Origin of the sequence: Achromobacter sp. JD-1, assembly GCF_038594925.1 — a bacterium.
Taxonomy (GTDB): domain Bacteria; phylum Pseudomonadota; class Gammaproteobacteria; order Burkholderiales; family Burkholderiaceae_B; genus Achromobacter; species Achromobacter spanius_C.
In genome coordinates, this window is record NZ_JBCGCS010000013.1 from 1 (window position 1) to 20,102 (window position 20,102).

Below are 20,102 nucleotides of genomic sequence, written 5' to 3' on the forward strand. Positions count from 1 at the left end.
AAAAACGACCATACCGTGATGCTAGAAGTGTTACCTATGTCCCCGAACACCCGTTACCCATGTCCCCGGTCCATACACGCGATCTTCGGCAGGGTTCTTGCGCCACGCATCGCGCGCTACACCCATCCTACGAGCCGGGATCGGCGTGCTGTCCAAGATGCGTAGGATGGGTGAAGCGCGGCACCGCCTGCCCGCGAAAACCGGCGCCTGCCGCGCGCAACCCATCGGCAACGTCCGCGCGATGGGTTGCGCGCGATCTTCGGCAGGGTTCTTGCGCCACGCATCGCGCGCTACACCCATCCTACGAGCAATCCATCACCAGCGAACGATGCGTGCACACGCCCGCCATCACGCCGGACGCGCTGGCTAGCGTGGCGTTGCTCATGGGAATGGCGGCGTCGCCTGCGGCGAAGACGCCTTCGACGCTTGTCTGCCGCAGATCATCCACACGTATCAACGGACCCAGGGGGCCGTCGCTGAACGCGCAACCCAACTGCGCAGCCAGCGGGCTGGCCATGTGCGTCTTGCTGGCCACGAACAGCGCGTGGACTGCCATGCGGCGCCCGTCGGCCAGCTTGACCGCGTCCAGGCTAGGGGACGTGCCCATCAATTCAACGATAGGGCTGCGTTCGATACGCACGCCGCGCTTGGCCATCAAAGCGGCCTGTTCCTCATCCGGTTCAAATTCACCTTGTGTGAAGAACGTAGTGGGACCCCAGTCCGGCAGCAGCATGGCCTGGTGCGCCGACATCGGATGCGCCGCCATCACGCCCAGCGGGCTGCCGGCCACTTCATAGCCATGGCAGTAAGGGCAGTGCAAGACCGTCTTGCCCCAACGCTCGTTCAAGCCGGGCAGGGCAGGGAGTTCGTCGCGCAGCCCCGTGGCCAAAATCAGGCGCTTGCCTTGCACCTGCTGCCCGTCCGCCATCGTTACTGCAAAGCGGCCGATTGAACCACTGGCCGTTACGGCGTTGCCATCCAGGAATGTCACGGTGGGATAGTGGGCCAACTGCTCGCGGGCCTGCTGCACGATGTCCTGCGGCGTCTTGCCGTCCTGGCCAAGGAAGCCGTGCGAGTGGGCAGCGTAACGGTTGCGGGGCTGGCCGCCATCGATCAGCGCGATACGCCTTCTGGCACGCGCCAGTTGCATGGCGGCCGATAGGCCGGCAAAGCTGCCGCCCACAATGATCACGTCGTAATTCATGCGCAAACTCCTTTCCATGTCTCATCAAGATACTTAATAAGTTGCATGATAATTCGATCCTCGGTTTTCACGCAACACTAAAAGGTTCTTGAAGCGAACAACCTTCCCGCGCACATGGGAACGACGGTGTATTCTCGATGCCGTGCCTCGTCCGTACCCCGCCAACGCGGCACGACAGAACAAGGCAAGCGGCGCCCATCCGGCGCCCGCCCGCCCGCGCAACCCAGGAGACAAAACATGCTGTTGACCGAAGAGCAACTCAGTATTCAAGAGATGGCGCGCCGTTTCGCCACGGAACGCCTGACGCCCAACGCCGAGCGCTGGGATCGTGACCACCACTATCCCGCCGACGCCATTCAAGAAATGGCGCAGTTGGGGTTCTTCGGCATGTTGGTGCCCGAGGAATGGGACGGCAACGACAGCGGCTACGTGTCGTACGCCGTGGCGCTGGAAGAAATCGCGGCCGGCAGCGGCGCGTGCTCCACCATCATGAGCGTGCACAATTCGGTGGCCTGCATGCCCATCCTGAAGTTCGGCAACGACGCGCAGAAAGAGCAATTCCTGCGGCCGCTCGCAAGCGGCGAGCACATCGGCGGCTTTGCCCTGACCGAGCCGCAAGCGGGTTCCGACGCCAGCAGTCTGCGCACCCGCGCCCGCCGCGACGGCGACGACTACGTCTTGAACGGCGCCAAGCAATTCATTACGTCGGGCAAGAGCGGCCAAACCGTGATCGTCTTCGCGGTCACCGACCCCGACGCCGGCAAGCGCGGCATCTCGGCCTTCATCGTGCCCACCGACACCCCGGGCTATCAAGTGCTGCGGGTCGAAGACAAGCTGGGTCAGCATGCTTCGGACACCTGCCAGATCGCGTTTGAAGACATGCGCATCCCCGCCGCCTACCGGCTGGGTGATGAAGGGCAGGGCTACAAGATTGCGCTGGCCAACCTGGAAGGCGGGCGCATCGGCATCGCGTCGCAATCGGTGGGCATGGCGCGGGCCGCCTTTGAATGCGCGCGCGACTACGCCCGCGACCGCCAGGCATTCGGCAAGCCCATCATGGAACATCAGGCCGTGGCGTTCCGCCTGGCCGACATGGCGACGCAGATCCACGCCGCGCGCCAGATGGTGCTGCATGCGGCGGCGCTGCGCGAAGCCGGCAAACCGGCGTTGATGGAAGCGTCCATGGCCAAGCTATTCGCATCCGAAATGGCCGAGAAAGTGTGTTCGGCCGCCATCCAGACCTTGGGCGGATACGGCTATCTGAAAGACTTTCCGGTTGAACGCATTTACCGCGACGTGCGCGTGTGTCAGATCTACGAAGGCACCAGCGACATCCAGCGGCTAGTGATCGCGCGCGGTCTGTAAGCTTGGGCGCTGGGCCTTGATGCGTGCGTTATCAGCCTGGCGCGATGGCTTGGCTTGTAGCGCGTGCCGGCGTTAAGGCGCGGCGCGCCTGGCACGCCGGCGTCGGCGCACCCACAGGGCATACACCACGATATTGCCGATGATCAGCAGCGCGGCCAGCAACATCTGCGTGGTTCGGGTGATGCTATCGGGGTAGATGAGGCCCAGCAGATAGTGTTCGATAAAACCGCCCGCATAGCCTTGCTGGCCCGCCTGTTGGCGCAGCGACACTTCCAGCGGCGTCAAGGGGCAGATCCAGCCCATGCCCACCACCACCGCGCCCCACACCAGCGCCGGCAGATGCCAGTAAGCCATGCGCGGCCGCCATAGCGCCAGCAGCCCGCCGAATACAACGAAGGCAACGAACAGCCCGTGCACGACAAGCACCAGATCGGCAAGGATGCGATAGGTCATCGAAAGATCCGGATCGAACAGAAAGGCGCGAAATGTCGGCCCGCTCAGACCTTCAGGTCGCGCAGCAACTTGGCCAGTTCCGGCGCCGTCATCAGCGACACGCCTTGCGCCTTCGCGTACTGCCAGGCGTTGTCGGAGACGTCGCCCAGGGCGATGTAGATGGCTTCGCGCGCGCCGCGTTTTTCACGCGCGGCTTGCAGTTCACGCAGCGGCTCCACCCCCACGCGCGCGGCTTTCCAGCGTTTGGCGCTGACGATCGCCACGTGGCCGTCTTTGCTCAAAGCGAAGTCGGCCCCGGGTGTCTGCAGGCGTTGGACCTCGCAGCCGTCGCGTTTGAAACCGGCTTCAACGGTATTGGCGAACTCGACCCACGTCATGGCCGCGGCGGCTTCGGCCACGGCCTGCACGCGCGTTTCCGACGGTGCCCGCAACTGCTTGTAGGCCGCCATGATGGCAATGACCGCGAACGGCACCGCCGCGAACACGCCCATCGCCGCGTACTCCAGCGGCAGCGCGGCGAAACCGCCGGCGCTAAGCAGCACGGCCACGCCCGCGCTCATCCACCAGGGCGAGCGCAGCAGCACGGCGAAGATGGAGTTCTTGGCCATCTTGAGTTTCATTGCGGGCCTCGCACAACGATGCGTATGTCGCCGCAAGTGACGATCTGGCCGTCGCGGATCTTCGCGGTCTTGCGCGTTTCGATGACGCCGCCCACGCTGACCTGGCCATCGGCCACCATCATCTTGCCCGCGCCGCCGCTGTCGCAGACGCCGGTGGCTTTCAGGAGCTGGTTGATTTCAATATAGGGGCTGCCTTCGGCAAGCGTGAATTCAATAATGGGCATGGATTGCGCGGAAAGGGATAGATGAAAAGCCGGTCAGGCCGGGTCGCCGCCATTCGTGTTGGCGGGCGGCGGCGGGGGGGGCGCCACGGGCGTGTCCGGCACGGGCGGGGCCGTGGGGCGGCTGTTGTTCTCGGCGCGCGCCATCCAGGCGATCAGCGATGAGCGCATGGCTTCCTCGACCGACATCTGGATGGGCTGTACCCAGTCTTGCGGCACAAATACGGTGTAGCCGCCAATCATGTAGCCCATGGGCAGGTAGACGGCCACGCGATCGCCCTGTGTAAACCCTTCGGGCAGGCCTTCCAGGCTGCGCCGCGTCACCAGGCCCACCAGTTCCAGTTGCTGTCCCGGCAAGCGCAGGACAACGACCTGTTGCGCCGTGTTCTTGGAACTGGGCGAAAAATAGTCGGCAAAGCTCTTCAGCGACGAATAAATGCTCTTCACGACCGGCAGGTTGGTAAAGGGCATTTCCACCACGGTCAGGAACTTCTGCACGCGTTGCTTGGACACCAGATAGCCGATGGCCAGAATGCCCAGAATGCCCAGCGCCAGCCCCATGCCCGGCACGTAGAAGCCACCAATGAAGGGGCGCAGAAACGTCAGCGCCACGGCCTCCGTCCACGCCAGAAAGATGTAGAGCAGGTAGATGGTCAGGGCCAGCGGCAGCACGGTAATCAGGCCGCGGAAGAAGTATTTGTAAAGGCGAGTCATAGGCTGGGACTAAAGAATTGGGGTCGGACCAGAACTGGGCGGCACGGGTCGGAGGGCCGCCAGCATAGCAGCCGCGCACGCGCGCGCCCGTAACAATCCGCGTATCCGGTGGGGCGCTTGCCCCAAGGCCAGTGTGTCAATTACCGATCCACCGGCAGATACAGGGTTTCCTTGATTTCTTCCATGACGATGTAACTGCGGGATTCCGCCGACGCCGGCAAGCGCTTAAGAATTTCGCCCAACAGGCGCCGATATTCGTTCATTTCTGTCAGGCGGGCCTTCACGAGGTAATCGAAATCGCCGGACACCAGATGGCATTCCATCACTTCGGGCACGTACAGCAGCTCTTTCTTTACCTTGTCGAACACGTCGCCGGACTTCGCCGACAGCTTGATCTCTAGAAACACCAGCAGGTTCTTGCCCAAGGCCGCCGGATTGACGCGCGCATGGTAACCCGTGATCACGCCCTCGCGTTCCATCCGTTTGACCCGGTCCGAACAGGGGGTGGCCGACAGGCTGACCCGCTCGGCCAGATCGGTAACGGAAATGCGGCCTTCGCGCTGCAGGATTTCCAGGATTTTCAGGTCAATTCGGTCTAGGTCGCGCATTTCACTTTTGCCGATCGGAAAACAGGGGGCACCCCAGAAAAAGCGCTGCTAAAGCAAAATAATCAGTGCTTTTCACTGCGATTGGAGTCATAGACTACCGAAATAACTGAGTAAATCCAAATACGGAAAGAATCATGCATGTAATCGTCCTTGGCAGCGGCGTGATCGGCACCACGACCGCGTATTATCTCGCCCGTCAGGGGGCCCGCGTGACGGTCCTGGACCGCCAGCCCGCCGCCGCCCAGGAAACCAGCTACGCCAATGCCGGCCAGGTCTCGCCGGGCTATTCCACGCCCTGGGCCGCGCCCGGCATTCCGCTAAAAGCCATCAAGTGGCTGTTCAAGAAGCATGCGCCCTTGGCGATACGCCTGGACGGTAGCCTGTACCAATTGAAGTGGATGGCCGCCATGCTGGCCAACTGTTCGGCCGACCGCTATTCGGTCAATAAAGAGCGCATGCTGCGCCTGGCCGAATACAGCCGCGATTGCCTGCGCGAACTGCGCACGTCCACGGGCATTCATTATGAAGAGCGTGCGCGGGGCACCTTGCAGCTGTTCCGCACCGACGCCCAATTGGAAGCCGCCCGGCGTGACATCGCGGTGCTGGAAGAAGTAGGCGTGCCCTATGAACTGCTGGACCGCAACCGCCTGGTCACGGCCGAACCCGCCCTGGCGCGCTCGATCCACAAGCTGGCCGGCGGCCTGCGCCTGCCCAACGACGAAACCGGCGACTGCCGCCTGTTCACGACACGGCTGGCCGAGATGGCCGCTGCCCTGGGCGTGGACTTCCGCTTCAACCAGACGGTCTCGGGCTTGAACACCGCAGGGGGCCAGATCACCGGCGTGCGCGTGGGCAACGAGGTCCTGACGGCCGACCGCTACGTGGCCGCCTTCGGCAGCTACTCGCGCGGTCTGCTCGAACCGCTGGGCCTGGACCTGCCGGTTTATCCGGTCAAGGGCTATTCGCTGACCATCCCCATGAAAGACGAGGCCGCCGCGCCTGTGTCCACCATCCTGGACGAAACCTACAAGATCGCGGTGACCCGGTTCGACGACCGCATCCGGGTGGGCGGCATGGCCGAACTGTCCGGTTTCGACCTGCGCTTGAAGGACGCGCGCCGCAAGACGCTGGAACTGGTCGTGAACGACCTGTTCCCCGGCAGCGGCCACGTGGCCCAGGCTGAATTCTGGACCGGCCTGCGCCCGATGACGCCGGACAGCACGCCCATCGTCGGGCCCACCCGTTACGGCAACCTGTTCCTGAACACCGGCCACGGCACGCTGGGTTGGACCATGGCTTGCGGCTCCGGCAAGCTGGTGGCCGACCAGGTGATGGGGCAGCGCCCCGCCATCCGCACCGACGGCCTGGGCATTTCGCGCTACGAGCGCGGCGCGGCATCGAGCCCATCCTTGGTGTTGGACGGCAAGGGCGCTTGAACGGGCGCTGATACGGCGTGACGGATTCGGCACTCTGCTGCTTTGGCGGGTGCCGGCTTATGCCAAAATCGGCGCATGACTCATTTCCTGCATACCGCCGACTGGCAGATCGGCCGTCAATACGGCCAGTTTGAAACCGACGACGCCGCCATCCTGGCCGAGGCGCGCTTTGATGTGGTGGCGCGTATCGCGGCGCTTGCCGCCGAACGCCGCGTGGATGCCGTGCTGGTCGCGGGCGATGTCTTCGATACGCAAGGCGTGTCCGATCGCACTATCCGCCGGCTCTTCGCCGCCATGGCCGCCTATGCCGGCCCCTGGGTCATGATCGCCGGCAACCACGACGCCGCCTTGGCCGACAGCGTCTGGAGCCGCGCCGCGCAATTGGGCTGCATACCCGCCAACGTACACGTGCCCACGCGCATCGGCGTGGTGGACTTGCCTGCCATAAACCTTGCCGTGCTGGCCGCGCCGCTGACCCAACGCCATACCTACGACGACGTGACCCAGTCCTTCGATACGCTGGACACCGGAGCCGGCCGCGTGCGCGTGGGCCTGGCCCATGGCAGCGTGGCGGGCCGTTTGCCGGACACCATCGACGCCACCAACCCCATCGCGCCCGACCGCGCCGCCCGTGCCCGCCTGGACTACCTGGCGCTGGGCGATTGGCACGGCTGCCTGTCCATTGACGCGCACACCTGGTACGCCGGCACGCCCGAACAAGATCGCTTTCGCGGCAACGAGCCCGGCTACGTGCTGGACGTGCAGATTGATGCGCCGGGGGCGGCGCCCGTGGTCGAACGCATCGCCGTCGGCAAGTACCGCTGGTCGGCGTGGACGGAAACCATCAGCCTGCCCACCGACGCGCAGGCCCTGGCCGAACGCCTGGCGGCCTTGCGCGCTGACGAGGTGCTGCGGCTGGACGTGCAAGGCCACGTCAATATGGAAACGTTTGATGTGCTGCAACGCGCGGTGGATCAGGCCGCCGCGCAGGTGCGTGCCTTGCTGCCCGACCTGTCCGGCCTACGGCTGGAGCCTGACCAGGCCGATTTGGCCGAACTGGGCGCCAGCGGCTACGTAGGCGAGGTGGCCGCGCAATTGCAGACCCTGCAGGACGAAGGCGAGCAGGCGGCGGTTGCCGCGGAAGCCTTGCGCCTGTTGCTGCGGTTCCAGCGTGAAAGCGCCATGGGGGCCGCCAAATGAAGCTGTCAAGAATCGCCCTTGAAGAGTTCCGGAAATTTCGCCAACCCTTGGTGCTGGACGGCCTTCAAGAAGGCTTGAACCTGTTCGTGGGCGCGAACGAGGCCGGAAAGAGCACGGTTGCCGCCGCCATACGCGCGGCCTTTCTGGAACGCTACAGCACCAGCAAGGTCGCGGACTTAGCGCCGCATGGCGAGTCCGGCGCGCGGCCCAGCGTGGAGCTGTCGTTCGCGCATGCCGGCCATGCGTATGTGCTGAAAAAGCAATTCCTGTCGCGCGCCCGTTGTGAATTGCTGATCGACGGCGGCGCGCAGCGCCTGGATGGCGAAGAAGCCGAAAACGCGTTGGCCGCCTTGCTGGGGTTTGAACTGCCGGGCCGCGGGCAAAGCAAGCCGGACCTGGCCGGCATCCCCGGCCTGTTGTGGATTCAGCAAGGCGACGGCCACAACCTGCAAGCGGCGGCGGCCTACGCCAGCACGCATTTGCGCGATGCCTTGACGCAGTTGTCCGGCGAGCTGGCTTCAAGTGATGGCGATCGCCTGTTTGAGCGCGTGTCCGCCGAGCGCGCCGCCTTGCTGGATGCGCGCAACGGACGCCCCAAGGGCATCTATAAAGACGCCGAAGACGCCCTGGCGCGCGCCACCACCGAACGCGACGACTGCGCGCGGGCCATGGCGCAGTTGAATGCCGATGTGGACCGCCTGGCCGAACTGCGTCGCGAGCATGAACGCGCCCAGGCCAACGAACCCTGGAAAGACTTCGAGGCCAAGGCTGCCGACGCGCGCGCGCGGCTGGCGGCGGTGGCGAAACAACGCGAGGCGCTTGACGGCCTGCGGCGCGAACAGGTCCAGGCCGCGCAAACCTTGGCCTTGCTGCAAGACCAGGTGGGGCGCGATCAGCAAGACGACGCCGATTACCAGGCGCTGGTCAAGGAAGCGCAGGGCGCGCGTGCCCGGGTGGATGCCGCGCAGGCACCCCTGGCCCGCGCGCAGCAGCAACAGCAGGCGCATGCCGCCGCGGTCGACGCGGCCCGCTTGCGGGTAGCCGCCGTACAGGCCGTGACTGACCGCCGCGACCTTGAACGCCAACTTGTCCAGTTGAACGCCGAAGTTGAACGGCTGGACGACGCGCTCAAGGCCGCCACTGCTCTGATCGAACAGGGATCCACGCTGAAGACTGAAGCGCTGCGCATTGAAATCGCCGATGGCGACATCGACGCGCTGCGCAAGACCGAACGCGAACTGGCCAACCTGCAATTGCAACAGCAAGCGGTTGCCACGCGTCTGTCTTACCAACTTGAACCAGGGCATCAGGCAATGCTTGACGGCCGGGCACTGAGCGGCGCCGATCAGGTATTGCTGACGTCTGCCGCCAACCTGGAACTGCCCGGCGTGGGCCGGTTCCGGATTGAGCCGGGCGGTCAGGATTTGCCCGCGCTGCAGCGCGAACTTGGCGGTTTGCAGTCGGTGTGGGAGGCTTTACTGGGGCGCTTGGGCGTGGCCACGCTGGCTGACGCCGAGCAGCGCCATGCGCGCTATACGGCGTTGCAGCGCGAGCTTGACGGCATGCGCAAGACGCTGGCCATTCATGCGCCCAAGGGGGTGGATGTGCTGCGCGGGCAGCGCGACGAGGCCCTGGCTCGCCGCGTGCCGTTGCAAGAACGGCTGACCAAGCTGCCGGCCGTGGCGTCGGCGGACGTAGGTGATTTGCCGGCGGCCACTCAGGCCTTGCGCGAAGCCACTGCGGTTGCCACACAGGCCGAGGCCGCGCTGGCTGCCGCCCAACGTGCGCTGGACGCGGACCTGGCACGCGCGCAACTGCTGGAAGGGCAGGCGGCCGCACGCGCCGCTGACATGCAGTCCGCCGAACGCGCCGCCCAGCGGCAGGCTCGGGCAGGGCGCCTGGCCGAAGTGCGCAGCGCGCACGACGACCTGGACCGCCGGGTGCGCGAGGCGCAAGCCGCGCTGGCGGAATACCGGCCCGAACTGGCCGAGCAAGATGTCCAGCGCTATGAAAAGTCGGCGGCTATCGAGCGTGAGGCGCAACACAAGCGTCACGGCGACATCCTTCAATTGCAGGGAAAGCTGGATCAGGCCGGGGCGCAGGGCTTGGGCGAACGCCTGTCAGAAGCCACGGCAGCGTGCGAACGGCTGGCACGCCGCCGTGATGAATTGTCGCGTCGTGCGGCCGCGCTGGATCTGCTGCAAAAACTGCTGACGGATAAACGCGCCGCCGCCACGCAACGGCTGCAGGCGCCGCTGGCTCGCCGCTTGAACCACTACCTGGCATTGCTGTTTCCCGACGCCGCACTGCGGCTGGACGACGCCTTGCTGCCCACGGCGCTGCGCCGCGCCGAGGGCGAAGACTTGCTGGACGCGCTCAGTTTCGGCACGCGTGAGCAACTGGGCATCCTGGCCCGGTTTGCGTATGCGGATCTGCTGCAAGAGGCCGGGCGGCCCACCTTGCTGTTGCTGGACGACGCACTGGTACACACCGACGATGCCCGCCGCGACTTCATGAAGCGCGCCTTGTTCGACGCGGCAACGCGCCATCAAATCCTGATGTTCACCTGCCACGGCGATGCCTGGCGCGACATGGGTGTGGAACAGCGGCGCATCGGCGCTTAAGGTTCTTGACGGGAAAAGGGGCGGTCGGTAGTCTTTGCGGATGCTCGATTTCATGCCCCTCTCCAGCTTTGCCATTGCCGCCGCCCCGGCCGCGCGTGGCGTGCGCCTGGCTTGGGCGCAAATGACGGGCAGCGCGCTTCACCCTGCGTTTTCCGCTGGCATTTGTTCCGCCATATCTCCCGTCGTTTCTCCTGTCTTCTCTGCGGTGATGTCGCCGCCCGTCTCGCCGCCCGTCGGCGGGGTCCGTGGCGCGAATCCGCCCGCCGTGGTCGTGATCGGCTGATCGCCGATCCACCATTCCCGGCTCCAACTCCCGTTCATAGATAGTCCCTTGACGCGCGACAGGCGTGCGCCAAGTTGCGTATGCGCTTGTCGCGGCTGATTCCGCGAGCGGCCGATCCGGCCGCGCGCGAGCGGCCGTCGGCTGTCGACTATCGACGATCGGTCTGGAGCCTGTGCTTACCCTGACAGGTGAAATCTCATGTTTTCGAATCGCATCTCGTGGGCCGCTTACGGGTCTACAACCTTGTTCGTGCTGCTGTGGAGCGCCGGCGCAATCTTCGCCAAATGGGGGCTGTCGCAAGCGTCGGCCTTTGGCTTTCTGCTGCTGCGTTTCCTCCTGGCGTTGTCGGTGCTCTTGCTGATTTGCATCCACCGCAAACGCTGGCTGCCCGCGCCGGGCACGCGCGTGATGGTCGCGGCAACCGGCCTGTTGCTGATCGGCGTCTATTCCATCTGCTACCTGCTTGCCCTGGACCACGGCATTACGCCGGGCGTGTTGGCCACCTTGCTGGGAGCGCAGCCCATCCTGACCTTGGCTTTAATGGAACGGCGCTATGACCCCGCCCGTATTGCCGGGCTGTTGCTGGCATTGGCGGGTCTGGTCATGGTGATGTATCAAAGCATCGGCATGGCGCGCTTCTCAGTAGCCGGCATGGCCTTCGCGTTTGCGGCGCTGGCCAGCATGACGGCGGGCGCTATTCTGCAAAAGCGCGTCACGCAGGCGCCGTTGGATGTCATGCCCTTGCAGTACGCGGTAAGCCTGGCGCTGTGCCTGCTGTTGGCGCCGTTCCAGCCAATCGCAGCGCAATGGAACATCGGCCTGATACTGCCCTTGGTCTGGATGGGGCTGGTGATTTCCATCGGCGCCACGCTGCTGTTCTACCGCATGATCCAGGCCGGCAACCTGGTCAACGTCACCAGCCTGTTCTATCTGGTGCCGGCTGGCACCGCAGCCCTGGATTATCTGGTGCTGGGCAACCGCCTGTCCGCGCTAAGCCTGGCCGGCATGGGGGCGATTTTGCTGGGCTTGATGCTGGTGCTGCGGCATCAAGCCCCCGCGGTTACGCCAAGGCGGGGCTGACCGGCTGGGTCCTAGCCTGGCGGGCGCAGCCCGCTTTGGCAGTGCTGCCTGCAATGTCGTTGCTGTCTGCGTCTACGTTGCCGTCAGCATCAACGTCGCCGTCGGCCACGGTGCTGGGGCCAGCCCAGTGCCCGCTGACCAACTGGGCAGGCCGCGATCGCGCAACGACGCGGGCGCAAACGGACCACGCGTCCAACCTGACACTCAGGCCGGCGTACACACCATGGCCGTCGCCGGCCTGGATCACGCCGTCCGCTTTCAGGCCTTCACCGGCGCGAATCGAGCCGTCGGCGCGGATGTCGCCCCCGGCGATCATGCCCCAGCCCGAAGCCAGGTGGTCGCCGCATTGAATCGCGCCTCCCGCCTGAATGCCGGAGGCCGCGCTGATGGCATGGTCGGCGCGCACATCGCCGCCCGCCTTGATGCCTTGGCCGCATTGGATGGCGCCTTGCGCCTGCACGTCCTGGCCTGCATGCAAGTGGCCGGTGACGGCCAGGTCCTGGCCCGCGCAGATGTCCCACTTGGCGCGCACGTTGCCGCGGCACTCCACGCGCGAGGCGGATTCGATGCCCCAGTCCGCGCTGATGTCGCCGCCCGCGTGGATCTCGCCGCCGCTTGCGATGTTGGCGGCGGCCGTGATGTTTTCGCCCGCCATGATGGTTTCTCCGGCGCGGATGCCTCCGCCCGTGATGATGCTGCGCCCGGCGCGCACCACCGTGTCCACATTGATGCCCATGCGAATTTCCAGCGTGCCCGCGAAGACGATGGCGTGGGCGTCAAGCGAGTCCAGCCTGAGCACCGCGTCGGTCGGGCCAAACTGATCCAGCAGCCAGTTGGCGTCGCCGACGCGGCCGTCGGCGACCAGGGCATCAAGCACGGCTTGGTAGTCCCCCTGACCGTTGTGATCGCGAATGAACCATTTGTAGCCGCCCGCGCAGGGGTTCTTGGCTTTGACGAATTTCTTGGTAAGTTGCATGGCGCTGGAATGAAGATCAATGCGTGGCCGGGCCGCCGGCCATCGGGCAAGCGACAAAGATTCAAAAGGAGTATTGACGGACGCACCCAGCCACGCGGCAGGGCGTTCGCCGGCCAGGCGCGGCGGGCAAGCACGGGATGTGCTCAGCCCGCCGGCAGCAGGCCGGAATCAGGAATTGGGAAGGTGGGCAAGCCGGGCGATCAGCCGGGCTTGGAGCGCGCGTAAGCGCAACGCGCGGCGACTTCCTGCGAGCTCAACAAGGTCGAGCGCAGGGCGCAGAGAACGCAAGCAGCGGGGAGGAGGGGAGAAAAATGGGATCGCACGGGGGCAGATGCTAACACCCGGGCATCGCTAGTCAAGTCGGCAAGCTGTCCCCGGTTAGGGGACAGCCGCGCGCGTTGACGCGATCAGTTCGTCGACACGATCTTGCGTTCCTTGGCAATGCGCTGGCGCAGCTCCAGTTCGCGCTTGATCTGTTCGGCGTACTGAGCGGGCGTGTTGCCGTCCACCAGCGAGCCGCCGTCGGCCAGGCGCTGCACCGTCTTGGGGTCTTTCAGCGCCTTGACGGCCGCATCATGCACGCGATCGATCACGGCTTGCGGGGTGCCTGCTGGCGCCACCAGCCCGTACCAGGCCATGTTGTCCATTTCCGGCAAGCCCGCTTCCGTGAACGTCGGTACATCCGGCAGGCTGGGCAGGCGCTTGGGGGCGGCCACGGCCAGGGCGCGCAGCTTGCCAGCTTGAATATGCGGCATGGACGACGGCAGGTTGTCGAACTGCGCGTTCACCTGACCCGCGATCACATCATTCAAAGCCGGACCCGAGCCGCGATACGGCACGTGCACCATATCGGTCTGGGTCAGGGATTTGAAAAGCTCGCCGTCCAGGTGGCCGATGCCGCCCGCGCCGGACGAGGCATAGGCATACTTGCCCGGGTTTGCCTTCAGCAAGGCGATGAATTCCGCCAGGTTCTTGGCCGGCACCGATGGGTTCACCGTCAACACGTTCGGCACGTTCACCAGGTTGGTGATGGGCGCGAAGTCCTTGAGCGGGTTGTAGGGGTTCTTGGGGTTGGTCGCCGGGTTGGTGGCCATGGTGCTGACGGTGGCCACGCCCAACGTGTAACCGTCGGGGGTGGAACGCACCACCGCGTCGGCGCCGATGGACCCGCCGCCGCCGCCCCGGTTTTCCACCACCACGGCTTGCCCGAGCTCGCGGCCCAGGCCATCGGACACGATGCGGGCCACGATGTCGGTGGTGCCGCCGGCGGCAAAAGGAACAATCAGGCGGATGGGTTTGTTCGGGTAGGGGTCGGCGGCCTGCGCCGCGGAACTAAAGCAGACGCCTGCGATGGCGGCGGCCAGAATGGCCTTGGCATGTGACAGCACGGTCAAGAGTCTTCTCCATATAGTTGTTCCGAGCCGGCCGGCTTCTTGGGCCGGCGTCGGTAAAGCGTGCCTTGCCGGGGTACGAGCTTGGTCACGGCTTCGTGGGCGCAATTCCACACAGGAATCCCCCTACGGTCAACTCAGGATTTCTCCTCGCTAGTCAGGCATATATTTTTCGGGTGGCTGGGTGTTGTACGAAATTGACGTCAGATAGCCAAAAAACTCATGTCTGACAACAACATGAACACGTTGGGATCGCCTTTCAATGCGCAATCATTGCGCAGTCATCTTGCCGTCATTAGCCGGTTACGTGCATAAATTGCTGCATAACTTACAAGAATCTGATATTTTTCGGATGAGATTCTTGGCCGGTCTTGCAAGACAGCTATTGCGTTTGTTTCAATCTGCGGCGTTCAATGGGGCGGTAGTTACGTCCCCGCGGGGCAACGTGTAGTGCAGCGACGCACCGGGCCAGGGTTCCGTCCGTCATTCAATCCCCGGTCTGTTTCGTCTTTCGCTGCCATGTGCTGGCGGGAGGGGGCCCGGACATTCTCGGAACGCCATGTCGCTGATCCTGATCCTCGCTCTGCCGTTTGCCGGCAGCCTGTGCGCCGCGCTGCTGCCTTCCAACGCTCGCAATGCCGAGGCGTGGTTGGCAGGCATCATCGCCCTGGTCTGTGTGGTTCTGATCGCCAGCCTGTACCCGGAAGTCGCCAACGGCGGCGTGATCCGGGCCGATATGCCCTGGGCGCCCGCCCTGGGCCTGCAATTCACCCTGCGAATGGACGGCTACGCCTGGCTGTTCGCGCTGATTGTGTCCGGCATGGGCGCGCTGGTGGTGCTGTACGCCCGCTACTACATGTCGCCCGAAGACCCGGTCCCACGCTTCTTTTCGTTTTTCCTGGCCTTCATGGCCGCCATGCTGGGTGTGGTGCTGTCGGGCAACCTGATCCAACTGGTCATGTTCTGGGAAATGACCAGCTTGGCGTCGTTCATGCTGATTGCCTATTGGCATCACCGTCTGGATGCCCGCCGCGGCGCGCGCATGGCGCTGACGGTGACTGGCGCGGGCGGACTCTGCCTGTTGGCCGGCGTGCTCATTCTGGGCCACATCGTGGGCAGTTACGACATGGACCGCGTGCTGGCGGCCGGCGACTTGGTGCGTGCCGACCCCTGGTATCCCGCCGTATTGATCCTGGTGGCGCTGGGCGCGCTGACCAAGAGCGCCCAGTTTCCGTTTCATTTCTGGCTGCCCAACGCGATGGCCGCGCCCACGCCGGTGTCCGCCTACCTGCATTCGGCCACCATGGTGAAGGCCGGCGTGTTCCTGCTAGCGCGATTTTGGCCGGTGCTGGCGGGCACGGACCAATGGTTCTGGGTGATCGGTGGGGCAGGGCTGATCACGCTGGTGCTGGGCGCCTATGCCGCCATCTTCCAGCAGGACATGAAAGGCGTGCTGGCGTATTCCACCATCAGCCATCTGGGCCTGATCACGCTGCTGCTGGGCCTGAACAGCGAACTGGCCCTGGTGGCGGCCATCTTCCACATGATCAACCACGCCACATTCAAGGCCTCGTTGTTCATGGCGGCGGGGGTGGTCGACCACGAAACCGGTACCCGCGACCTGAGCCGCTTGTCCGGGCTATATAAAGCCATGCCGATCACCGCCACGCTGGCCATGGTGGCGGCGGCGTCGATGGCGGGCGTGCCGCTGTTGAACGGATTTTTGTCCAAGGAAATGTTCTTCGCCGAGACCACCTTCGTCAGCGGCGACCGCTATACGCAGATTGGCTTGCCGCTGTTGGCGACGATAGCCGGCGCGTTCAGCGTGGCGTATTCCTTGCGTTTCATCCTGCAGGTGTTTTTCGGTCCGCCGGCCACCGACCTGCCGCGCGCGCCACATGAGCCGCCGCGCTGGATGTTGTTCCCCAGCGCCTTGCTGGTGTTGATGTGCCTGCTGGTGGGTGTCGCGCCCGGCCTGACGGTCGGCCCCTTCCTAGCGACCGCCGCGCAAAGCATCCTGGGCGACAACATGCCCGAATACAGCCTGGCCGTCTGGCATGGCGTGAACCTGCCCTTGGTGATGAGCATGGTGGCCACCACCGCGGGCGTGCTGCTCTACCTGGTTCTGCGCGCCCATCAGCGAGCCAATCCTGGCCGCGTTCCGTTCATCTACCGCCTGGACGGCCGACGCACATTTGAAGCCCTGCTGGACGGCTCCAGCGTGGCGGCGGCATGGTTGCTGCGTTGGGTGGCGTCGTCGCGGCTGCAGGTGCAGATGCTGCTGATTGTGCTGGGCACCTTGTTCGTGGCCTGGCTGCCCTTGCGTGCCGGCGGCTGGCTGGAGGGCACGGGCCGCATGACGCCGCTGGACCCGGCCTTTGCCCTGCTGTGGCTGGTGGGCGGCGTTTGCGCGGTGGCCGCAGCCTATCAAGCCAAATATCACCGTTTGGCGTCCTTGGCGCTGGCTGGCGGCGCGGGGCTGATCACCTGCCTGACATTCGTGTGGTTTTCCGCGCCTGACCTGGCGTTGACCCAGTTGTCCGTGGAAGTCGTCACCGTGGTGCTGCTGCTGCTGGGCTTGCGCTGGTTGCCGCGCCGTATCGAACAGGACGACGAAGAAACATTCAAAGAGACACTGCTGGCCCGTGGCCGGCGCTTTCGCGACCTGTTGATGGCCACGGCTGCCGGCACCGGCATGGCGGCGCTGGCCTATGCCGTGTTGATGCGCCCGCAAGGCGACACGATTTCATCCTATTTCGTCGACCGCGCGCTGCCTGACGGTGGCGGCACCAACGTCGTGAACGTCATCCTGGTGGACTTCCGGGGCTTCGATACCTTTGGTGAAATCACCGTGCTGGGCATCGTGGCGCTGACCGTCTACGCGCTGCTGCGCCGCTTCCGTCCCGCCGCTGAAAGCATCGACCTGCCGCGCCAGCAACAAGAGCAGGACGGCGGCGTGCCGGCCGCGCCCGACATCAAGGCGCTGTTGCCCAGCGGTTCGATGATGGTGCCAACGGTGCTGGTGCGCCTGATGCTGCCCACCGCCGCGCTGATTTCGGTGTACTTCCTGCTGCGCGGCCACAACCAGCCGGGCGGTGGTTTCGTGGGTGGCCTTATTTTTGCCACCGCCGTCATCCTGCAGTACATGGTGGGCGGCGTGTATTGGGTCGAGTCGCGCAGCCGCTTGAACCCGCAGAACTGGATCGGCATCGGGCTGCTTGCGGCGGGCATTGCCGCCGTCTCCGCATGGCTCGCCTACAAGCCCCTGCTGGCGGCGTTGGCCTGGGACGTGGCGCTGCCGCTGATCGGCCATGTGCACTTGTCCAGCGTGCTGCTGTTCGACCTGGGCGTGTACATGCTGGTCGTGGGGGCCACCGTGCTGGTGCTGGTGGCGCTGGCTCACCAATCGCTGCGCGCACAACGCAAGGCCGCCGCCGAGATACAGGCGGCCACCGTACAAACAGGGGAAGCCTGATGGAATTGATTTATGCCGTCGCGATTGGCGTGCTGGCGGGCTCTGGCGTCTGGCTGCTGCTGCGGCCCCGCACCTTCCAATTCATCATGGGCCTGTCGCTGGTTTCCTACGCGGTCAACCTCTTCATCTTCGGCATGGGCCGGCTGACGTCGGGCCGTCCGCCGGTGATCGATCCGGACATGGCGCACGATCCGTCCTGGTACGCCGACCCGTTGCCGCAGGCGCTGGTGCTGACGGCCATTGTGATCGGCTTCGCCACTACCGCGTTGTTCCTGGTGGTGCTGCTGGCCTCGCGCGGGCTGACGGGTACCGACCACGTTGATGGACGGGAGTCCCAATCTTGAATTTTTGGCTGCAACACCTTCCTGTATTGCCCATCATCGTGCCGCTGTTCGCGGGCGCGGCGATGCTGCTGCTGGCCGACACCAGCCGTTATGCACGCGGCACCATTTCCGTCATCGCCACGCTGGGCCAACTGGCTGCCGCCATCGCCTTGCTGGTGGTGGCCGGTGGCGGCGTGCCCGGCGTCTGGCCCCAGGGCGTGGGCGTTTATCTGGTCGGCGACTGGCCCGCGCCGTTTGGCATTGTGCTGGTCGTGGACCGCTTGGCCGCCGTCATGCTGACCTTGACCGCCGTGCTGGGCCTGGCCACGCTGACCTATGCGCTGGCCCGCTGGGACCGCGCCGGCGTGCACTTCCATTCGCTGTTCCAGTTCCTGCTGATGGGCCTGAACGGCGCGTTCCTGACCGGTGACCTGTTCAACCTGTTCGTATTTTTTGAAGTGCTGCTGGCCGCGTCCTACGGCTTGCTGCTGCATGGCTCGGGCGTGGCGCGCGTCAGTGCGGGCCTGCAGTACATCGCGGTCAACCTGATCGCATCGTTCCTGCTGTTGATCAGCATTGCACTGATCTACGGCGTGACCGGCACCCTGAACATGGCCGACCTGGCTCTGCGCGCGGGGCACCTGACCGGCGCTGAACGCATGCTGTTCGAAGCCGGCGCGGCCATTCTGGGGGTGGCGTTCCTGGTGAAGGCGGGCGCCTGGCCCCTGAATTTCTGGCTGGTCAAGGGCTATGGATCGGCCAGCGCGCCCATCGCGGCCATGTTTTCCATCATGACCAAGGTGGGCATCTATGGCTTGTTGCGCATTGGCTCGCTGCTGCTGCCCACCGGCGCGCCGGCAGCCTTCAGCCTGGACTGGATGTTCGCGGCAGGCTTGGCCACGCTGCTGTTCGGCGCCTTCGGGCTCTTGGCCACGCAGCAGTTGGAGAAGATTGTTGGCTACTGCGTGATCGTGTCGGCCGGCACCTTGTTGACGGCGCTGGGCATGCCCGGCGTGACGCTTACCGGCCCCGCGTTGTTCTATCTGATCAGCTCGGTGCTGACGACCGGCGCGTTCTTCCTGCTGGCCGAATTGATCGAACGCACCCGCAGCTTCGGCGCCAACGTGCTGGCCGTGACGCTGGACGCTTTTGACCTGGATGATCCGGCGTCGGTGAACCGGTCTGACGACGTGGTTGGCGTGGCCATTCCCGCCGCCATGGCTTTCCTGGGGCTGGCTTTCATTTCCTGCGCGTTACTGGTCACCGGCTTGCCGCCGCTGTCGGGTTTCGTGGCCAAGTTTTCGCTGCTGTCGGCCGCTGTCTCGGCGGCCACCGAATCCGCGCCACCCATGGATGCCTGGATTCTGGTTGCCGCCGTGCTGGTCTCCGGCCTGGCTGGCCTGATCGGGTTGAGCCGTACCGGCATCCGCGTATTCTGGGCCAGCGACGACCGCAGCACGCCACGCCTGCGCGTGATCGAGGCGGGTCCGGTTGCGGTGTTGCTGCTGTTATGTGTGGGCCTGGCGGCGGGGGCAGGGCCGGTATCGGCCTACCTGGACGACGCCGCGCGCTCGCTGGATCAGCCTAAGTCCTATATTGATGCCGTCATGTCTGCGCAGCCGGTACGTGGCGCCAAGGGGGGATGATGCGTCGTCTTTACTTCCTGTTGCTGCCGGTGTTCCTGTTTGTCTTGTGGCTGGTGCTGAACGAAAGCCTGTCGGCCGGCCAGATTGCGCTGGGCGCGGTGTTGGCGCTGTGGTTTACGTGGGCGGCATCCCGCTTGCGTCCGCTGCACGCGCGGCCACGTCATCTGTGGAAAGCGGTGCCGCTTTTCCTGCATGTCTCGCTGGACATCTTCAGGTCCAACATCGCGGTGGCCAAGCTGATCCTGAACCCCCGGCGCAATGATTTTTCGCCCGGCTTCATCCAAATACCGTTGACCATGCGCGACCCCCACGGCCTGGCCATGTTGGCCTGCATCGTCACGTACACGCCCGGCACCGTCTGGGTGGATCTGACGCCGGACCACAGCCTGAAGCTGCACGTGCTTGATCTCCAGAATGAACAACACTGGGTCGATCTGGTGCAGCAGCGCTACGAGCGCCCCTTGATGGAGATGTTCGAATGAC

At 64.9% G+C, this 20,102-nt stretch carries 18 protein-coding genes; 10 read left to right on the forward strand and 8 right to left on the reverse strand.

The genetic code is table 11. The features are described from left to right. Positions 1–301 precede the first annotated feature (301 nt). Complete coding sequence (locus tag WBR68_RS19560) at positions 302–1,204, reverse strand: NAD(P)/FAD-dependent oxidoreductase (protein WP_370641255.1); 903 nt, start codon at positions 1,202–1,204, stop codon at positions 302–304. 237 nt (positions 1,205–1,441) lie between these two features. Here WBR68_RS19560 and WBR68_RS19565 point away from each other — a divergent pair, with 237 nt between their 5' ends. Next, a complete protein-coding gene (locus tag WBR68_RS19565) occupies positions 1,442–2,569 on the forward strand; it encodes an acyl-CoA dehydrogenase family protein (RefSeq protein ID WP_050446968.1) in 1,128 nt (375 codons plus the stop codon). Positions 2,570–2,641: 72 nt separating this feature from the next. Here WBR68_RS19565 and WBR68_RS19570 read toward each other — a convergent pair whose 3' ends face one another. The 5 genes from WBR68_RS19570 to WBR68_RS19590 form a co-directional block, all read right to left on the reverse strand. Then, a complete protein-coding gene (locus WBR68_RS19570; RefSeq protein ID WP_050446967.1) occupies positions 2,642–3,022 on the reverse strand; it encodes a DUF2784 domain-containing protein in 381 nt (126 codons plus the stop codon). Between the two features lie 44 nt (positions 3,023–3,066). Next, positions 3,067–3,642 carry a restriction endonuclease gene (locus tag WBR68_RS19575; protein WP_230695028.1) on the reverse strand — a complete coding sequence of 192 codons (576 nt, stop codon included), beginning with the start codon at positions 3,640–3,642 and terminating at the stop codon, positions 3,067–3,069. Then, on the reverse strand, positions 3,639–3,866 hold the full coding sequence (locus WBR68_RS19580; protein WP_050446965.1) for an RNA-binding S4 domain-containing protein: 228 nt from the start codon (positions 3,864–3,866) through the stop codon (positions 3,639–3,641). Before WBR68_RS19580 ends, WBR68_RS19575 begins: the two co-directional genes overlap by 4 nt. Before the next feature lie 33 nt (positions 3,867–3,899). Then, positions 3,900–4,577 (reverse strand): DUF502 domain-containing protein, encoded by a 678-nt coding sequence (locus WBR68_RS19585; protein WP_050446964.1) that lies wholly within the window; start codon positions 4,575–4,577, stop codon positions 3,900–3,902. A gap of 140 nt (positions 4,578–4,717) precedes the next feature. Continuing rightward, on the reverse strand, positions 4,718–5,185 hold the full coding sequence (locus tag WBR68_RS19590; protein ID WP_050446963.1) for a winged helix-turn-helix transcriptional regulator: 468 nt from the start codon (positions 5,183–5,185) through the stop codon (positions 4,718–4,720). A 134-nt stretch (positions 5,186–5,319) separates the two neighbouring features. On the opposite strand from WBR68_RS19590, the gene WBR68_RS19595 reads away from it, so the two are divergent. The 5 genes from WBR68_RS19595 (at position 5,320) to WBR68_RS19615 (ending at position 11,808) form a co-directional block, all read left to right on the forward strand. Further along, positions 5,320–6,621 carry a D-amino acid dehydrogenase gene (locus tag WBR68_RS19595; protein ID WP_050446962.1) on the forward strand — a complete coding sequence of 434 codons (1,302 nt, stop codon included), beginning with the start codon at positions 5,320–5,322 and terminating at the stop codon, positions 6,619–6,621. Positions 6,622–6,696: 75 nt separating this feature from the next. Beyond that, complete coding sequence (locus WBR68_RS19600; RefSeq protein ID WP_230695029.1) at positions 6,697–7,821, forward strand: metallophosphoesterase family protein; 1,125 nt, start codon at positions 6,697–6,699, stop codon at positions 7,819–7,821. Continuing rightward, on the forward strand, positions 7,818–10,445 hold the full coding sequence (locus WBR68_RS19605) for an AAA family ATPase (protein ID WP_230695030.1): 2,628 nt from the start codon (positions 7,818–7,820) through the stop codon (positions 10,443–10,445). The genes WBR68_RS19600 and WBR68_RS19605 overlap by 4 nt, the downstream gene beginning before the upstream one ends. 52 nt (positions 10,446–10,497) lie before the next feature. After that, positions 10,498–10,728 (forward strand): hypothetical protein, encoded by a 231-nt coding sequence (locus WBR68_RS19610; RefSeq protein WP_127184701.1) that lies wholly within the window; start codon positions 10,498–10,500, stop codon positions 10,726–10,728. A gap of 198 nt (positions 10,729–10,926) precedes the next feature. Beyond that, positions 10,927–11,808: a DMT family transporter gene (locus WBR68_RS19615; protein WP_230695031.1), complete on the forward strand. Its 882-nt coding sequence runs from the start codon at positions 10,927–10,929 to the stop codon at positions 11,806–11,808. Here the strand turns inward: WBR68_RS19615 and WBR68_RS19620 are convergent. Further along, complete coding sequence (locus WBR68_RS19620; protein WP_230695032.1) at positions 11,789–12,784, reverse strand: FapA family protein; 996 nt, start codon at positions 12,782–12,784, stop codon at positions 11,789–11,791. The genes WBR68_RS19615 and WBR68_RS19620 overlap by 20 nt on opposite strands. A gap of 407 nt (positions 12,785–13,191) precedes the next feature. After that, positions 13,192–14,178, reverse strand: coding sequence for a tripartite tricarboxylate transporter substrate binding protein BugE (locus WBR68_RS19625; protein WP_050446957.1), 987 nt, complete (start codon positions 14,176–14,178; stop codon positions 13,192–13,194). 556 nt (positions 14,179–14,734) lie between these two features. Here WBR68_RS19625 and WBR68_RS19630 point away from each other — a divergent pair. From WBR68_RS19630 to WBR68_RS19645, 4 genes are read left to right on the forward strand one after another with little or no spacing between them, the layout of a single operon-like run. Then, entirely contained in the window at positions 14,735–17,650 is a 2,916-nt protein-coding gene (locus WBR68_RS19630; protein WP_230695033.1) for a monovalent cation/H+ antiporter subunit A, read from the forward strand. Continuing rightward, positions 17,650–17,994 (forward strand): Na+/H+ antiporter subunit C, encoded by a 345-nt coding sequence (locus tag WBR68_RS19635; protein ID WP_050446955.1) that lies wholly within the window; start codon positions 17,650–17,652, stop codon positions 17,992–17,994. The genes WBR68_RS19630 and WBR68_RS19635 overlap by 1 nt, the downstream gene beginning before the upstream one ends. Next, positions 17,991–19,619: a monovalent cation/H+ antiporter subunit D gene (locus WBR68_RS19640; protein WP_050446954.1), complete on the forward strand. Its 1,629-nt coding sequence runs from the start codon at positions 17,991–17,993 to the stop codon at positions 19,617–19,619. The genes WBR68_RS19635 and WBR68_RS19640 overlap by 4 nt, the downstream gene beginning before the upstream one ends. Beyond that, complete coding sequence (locus tag WBR68_RS19645; protein ID WP_050447018.1) at positions 19,619–20,101, forward strand: Na+/H+ antiporter subunit E; 483 nt, start codon at positions 19,619–19,621, stop codon at positions 20,099–20,101. The genes WBR68_RS19640 and WBR68_RS19645 overlap by 1 nt, the downstream gene beginning before the upstream one ends. The last annotated feature ends 1 nt before the right edge of the window (position 20,102 follow it).

Coding starts and splice junctions, on each gene's coding strand:
- WBR68_RS19575 (WP_230695028.1), bottom strand. CDS start 3,642: ATGAAACTCAAGATGGCCAAGAACTCCATCTTCGCCGTGCTGCTGCGC.
- WBR68_RS19590 (WP_050446963.1), bottom strand. CDS start 5,185: ATGCGCGACCTAGACCGAATTGACCTGAAAATCCTGGAAATCCTGCAG.
- WBR68_RS19565 (WP_050446968.1), top strand. CDS start 1,442: ATGCTGTTGACCGAAGAGCAACTCAGTATTCAAGAGATGGCGCGCCGT.
- WBR68_RS19595 (WP_050446962.1), top strand. CDS start 5,320: ATGCATGTAATCGTCCTTGGCAGCGGCGTGATCGGCACCACGACCGCG.
- WBR68_RS19635 (WP_050446955.1), top strand. CDS start 17,650: ATGGAATTGATTTATGCCGTCGCGATTGGCGTGCTGGCGGGCTCTGGC.
- WBR68_RS19585 (WP_050446964.1), bottom strand. CDS start 4,577: ATGACTCGCCTTTACAAATACTTCTTCCGCGGCCTGATTACCGTGCTG.
- WBR68_RS19570 (WP_050446967.1), bottom strand. CDS start 3,022: ATGACCTATCGCATCCTTGCCGATCTGGTGCTTGTCGTGCACGGGCTG.
- WBR68_RS19610 (WP_127184701.1), top strand. CDS start 10,498: ATGCCCCTCTCCAGCTTTGCCATTGCCGCCGCCCCGGCCGCGCGTGGC.
- WBR68_RS19605 (WP_230695030.1), top strand. CDS start 7,818: ATGAAGCTGTCAAGAATCGCCCTTGAAGAGTTCCGGAAATTTCGCCAA.
- WBR68_RS19620 (WP_230695032.1), bottom strand. CDS start 12,784: ATGCAACTTACCAAGAAATTCGTCAAAGCCAAGAACCCCTGCGCGGGC.
- WBR68_RS19580 (WP_050446965.1), bottom strand. CDS start 3,866: ATGCCCATTATTGAATTCACGCTTGCCGAAGGCAGCCCCTATATTGAA.
- WBR68_RS19600 (WP_230695029.1), top strand. CDS start 6,697: ATGACTCATTTCCTGCATACCGCCGACTGGCAGATCGGCCGTCAATAC.
- WBR68_RS19630 (WP_230695033.1), top strand. CDS start 14,735: ATGTCGCTGATCCTGATCCTCGCTCTGCCGTTTGCCGGCAGCCTGTGC.
- WBR68_RS19645 (WP_050447018.1), top strand. CDS start 19,619: ATGCGTCGTCTTTACTTCCTGTTGCTGCCGGTGTTCCTGTTTGTCTTG.
- WBR68_RS19615 (WP_230695031.1), top strand. CDS start 10,927: ATGTTTTCGAATCGCATCTCGTGGGCCGCTTACGGGTCTACAACCTTG.
- WBR68_RS19560 (WP_370641255.1), bottom strand. CDS start 1,204: ATGAATTACGACGTGATCATTGTGGGCGGCAGCTTTGCCGGCCTATCG.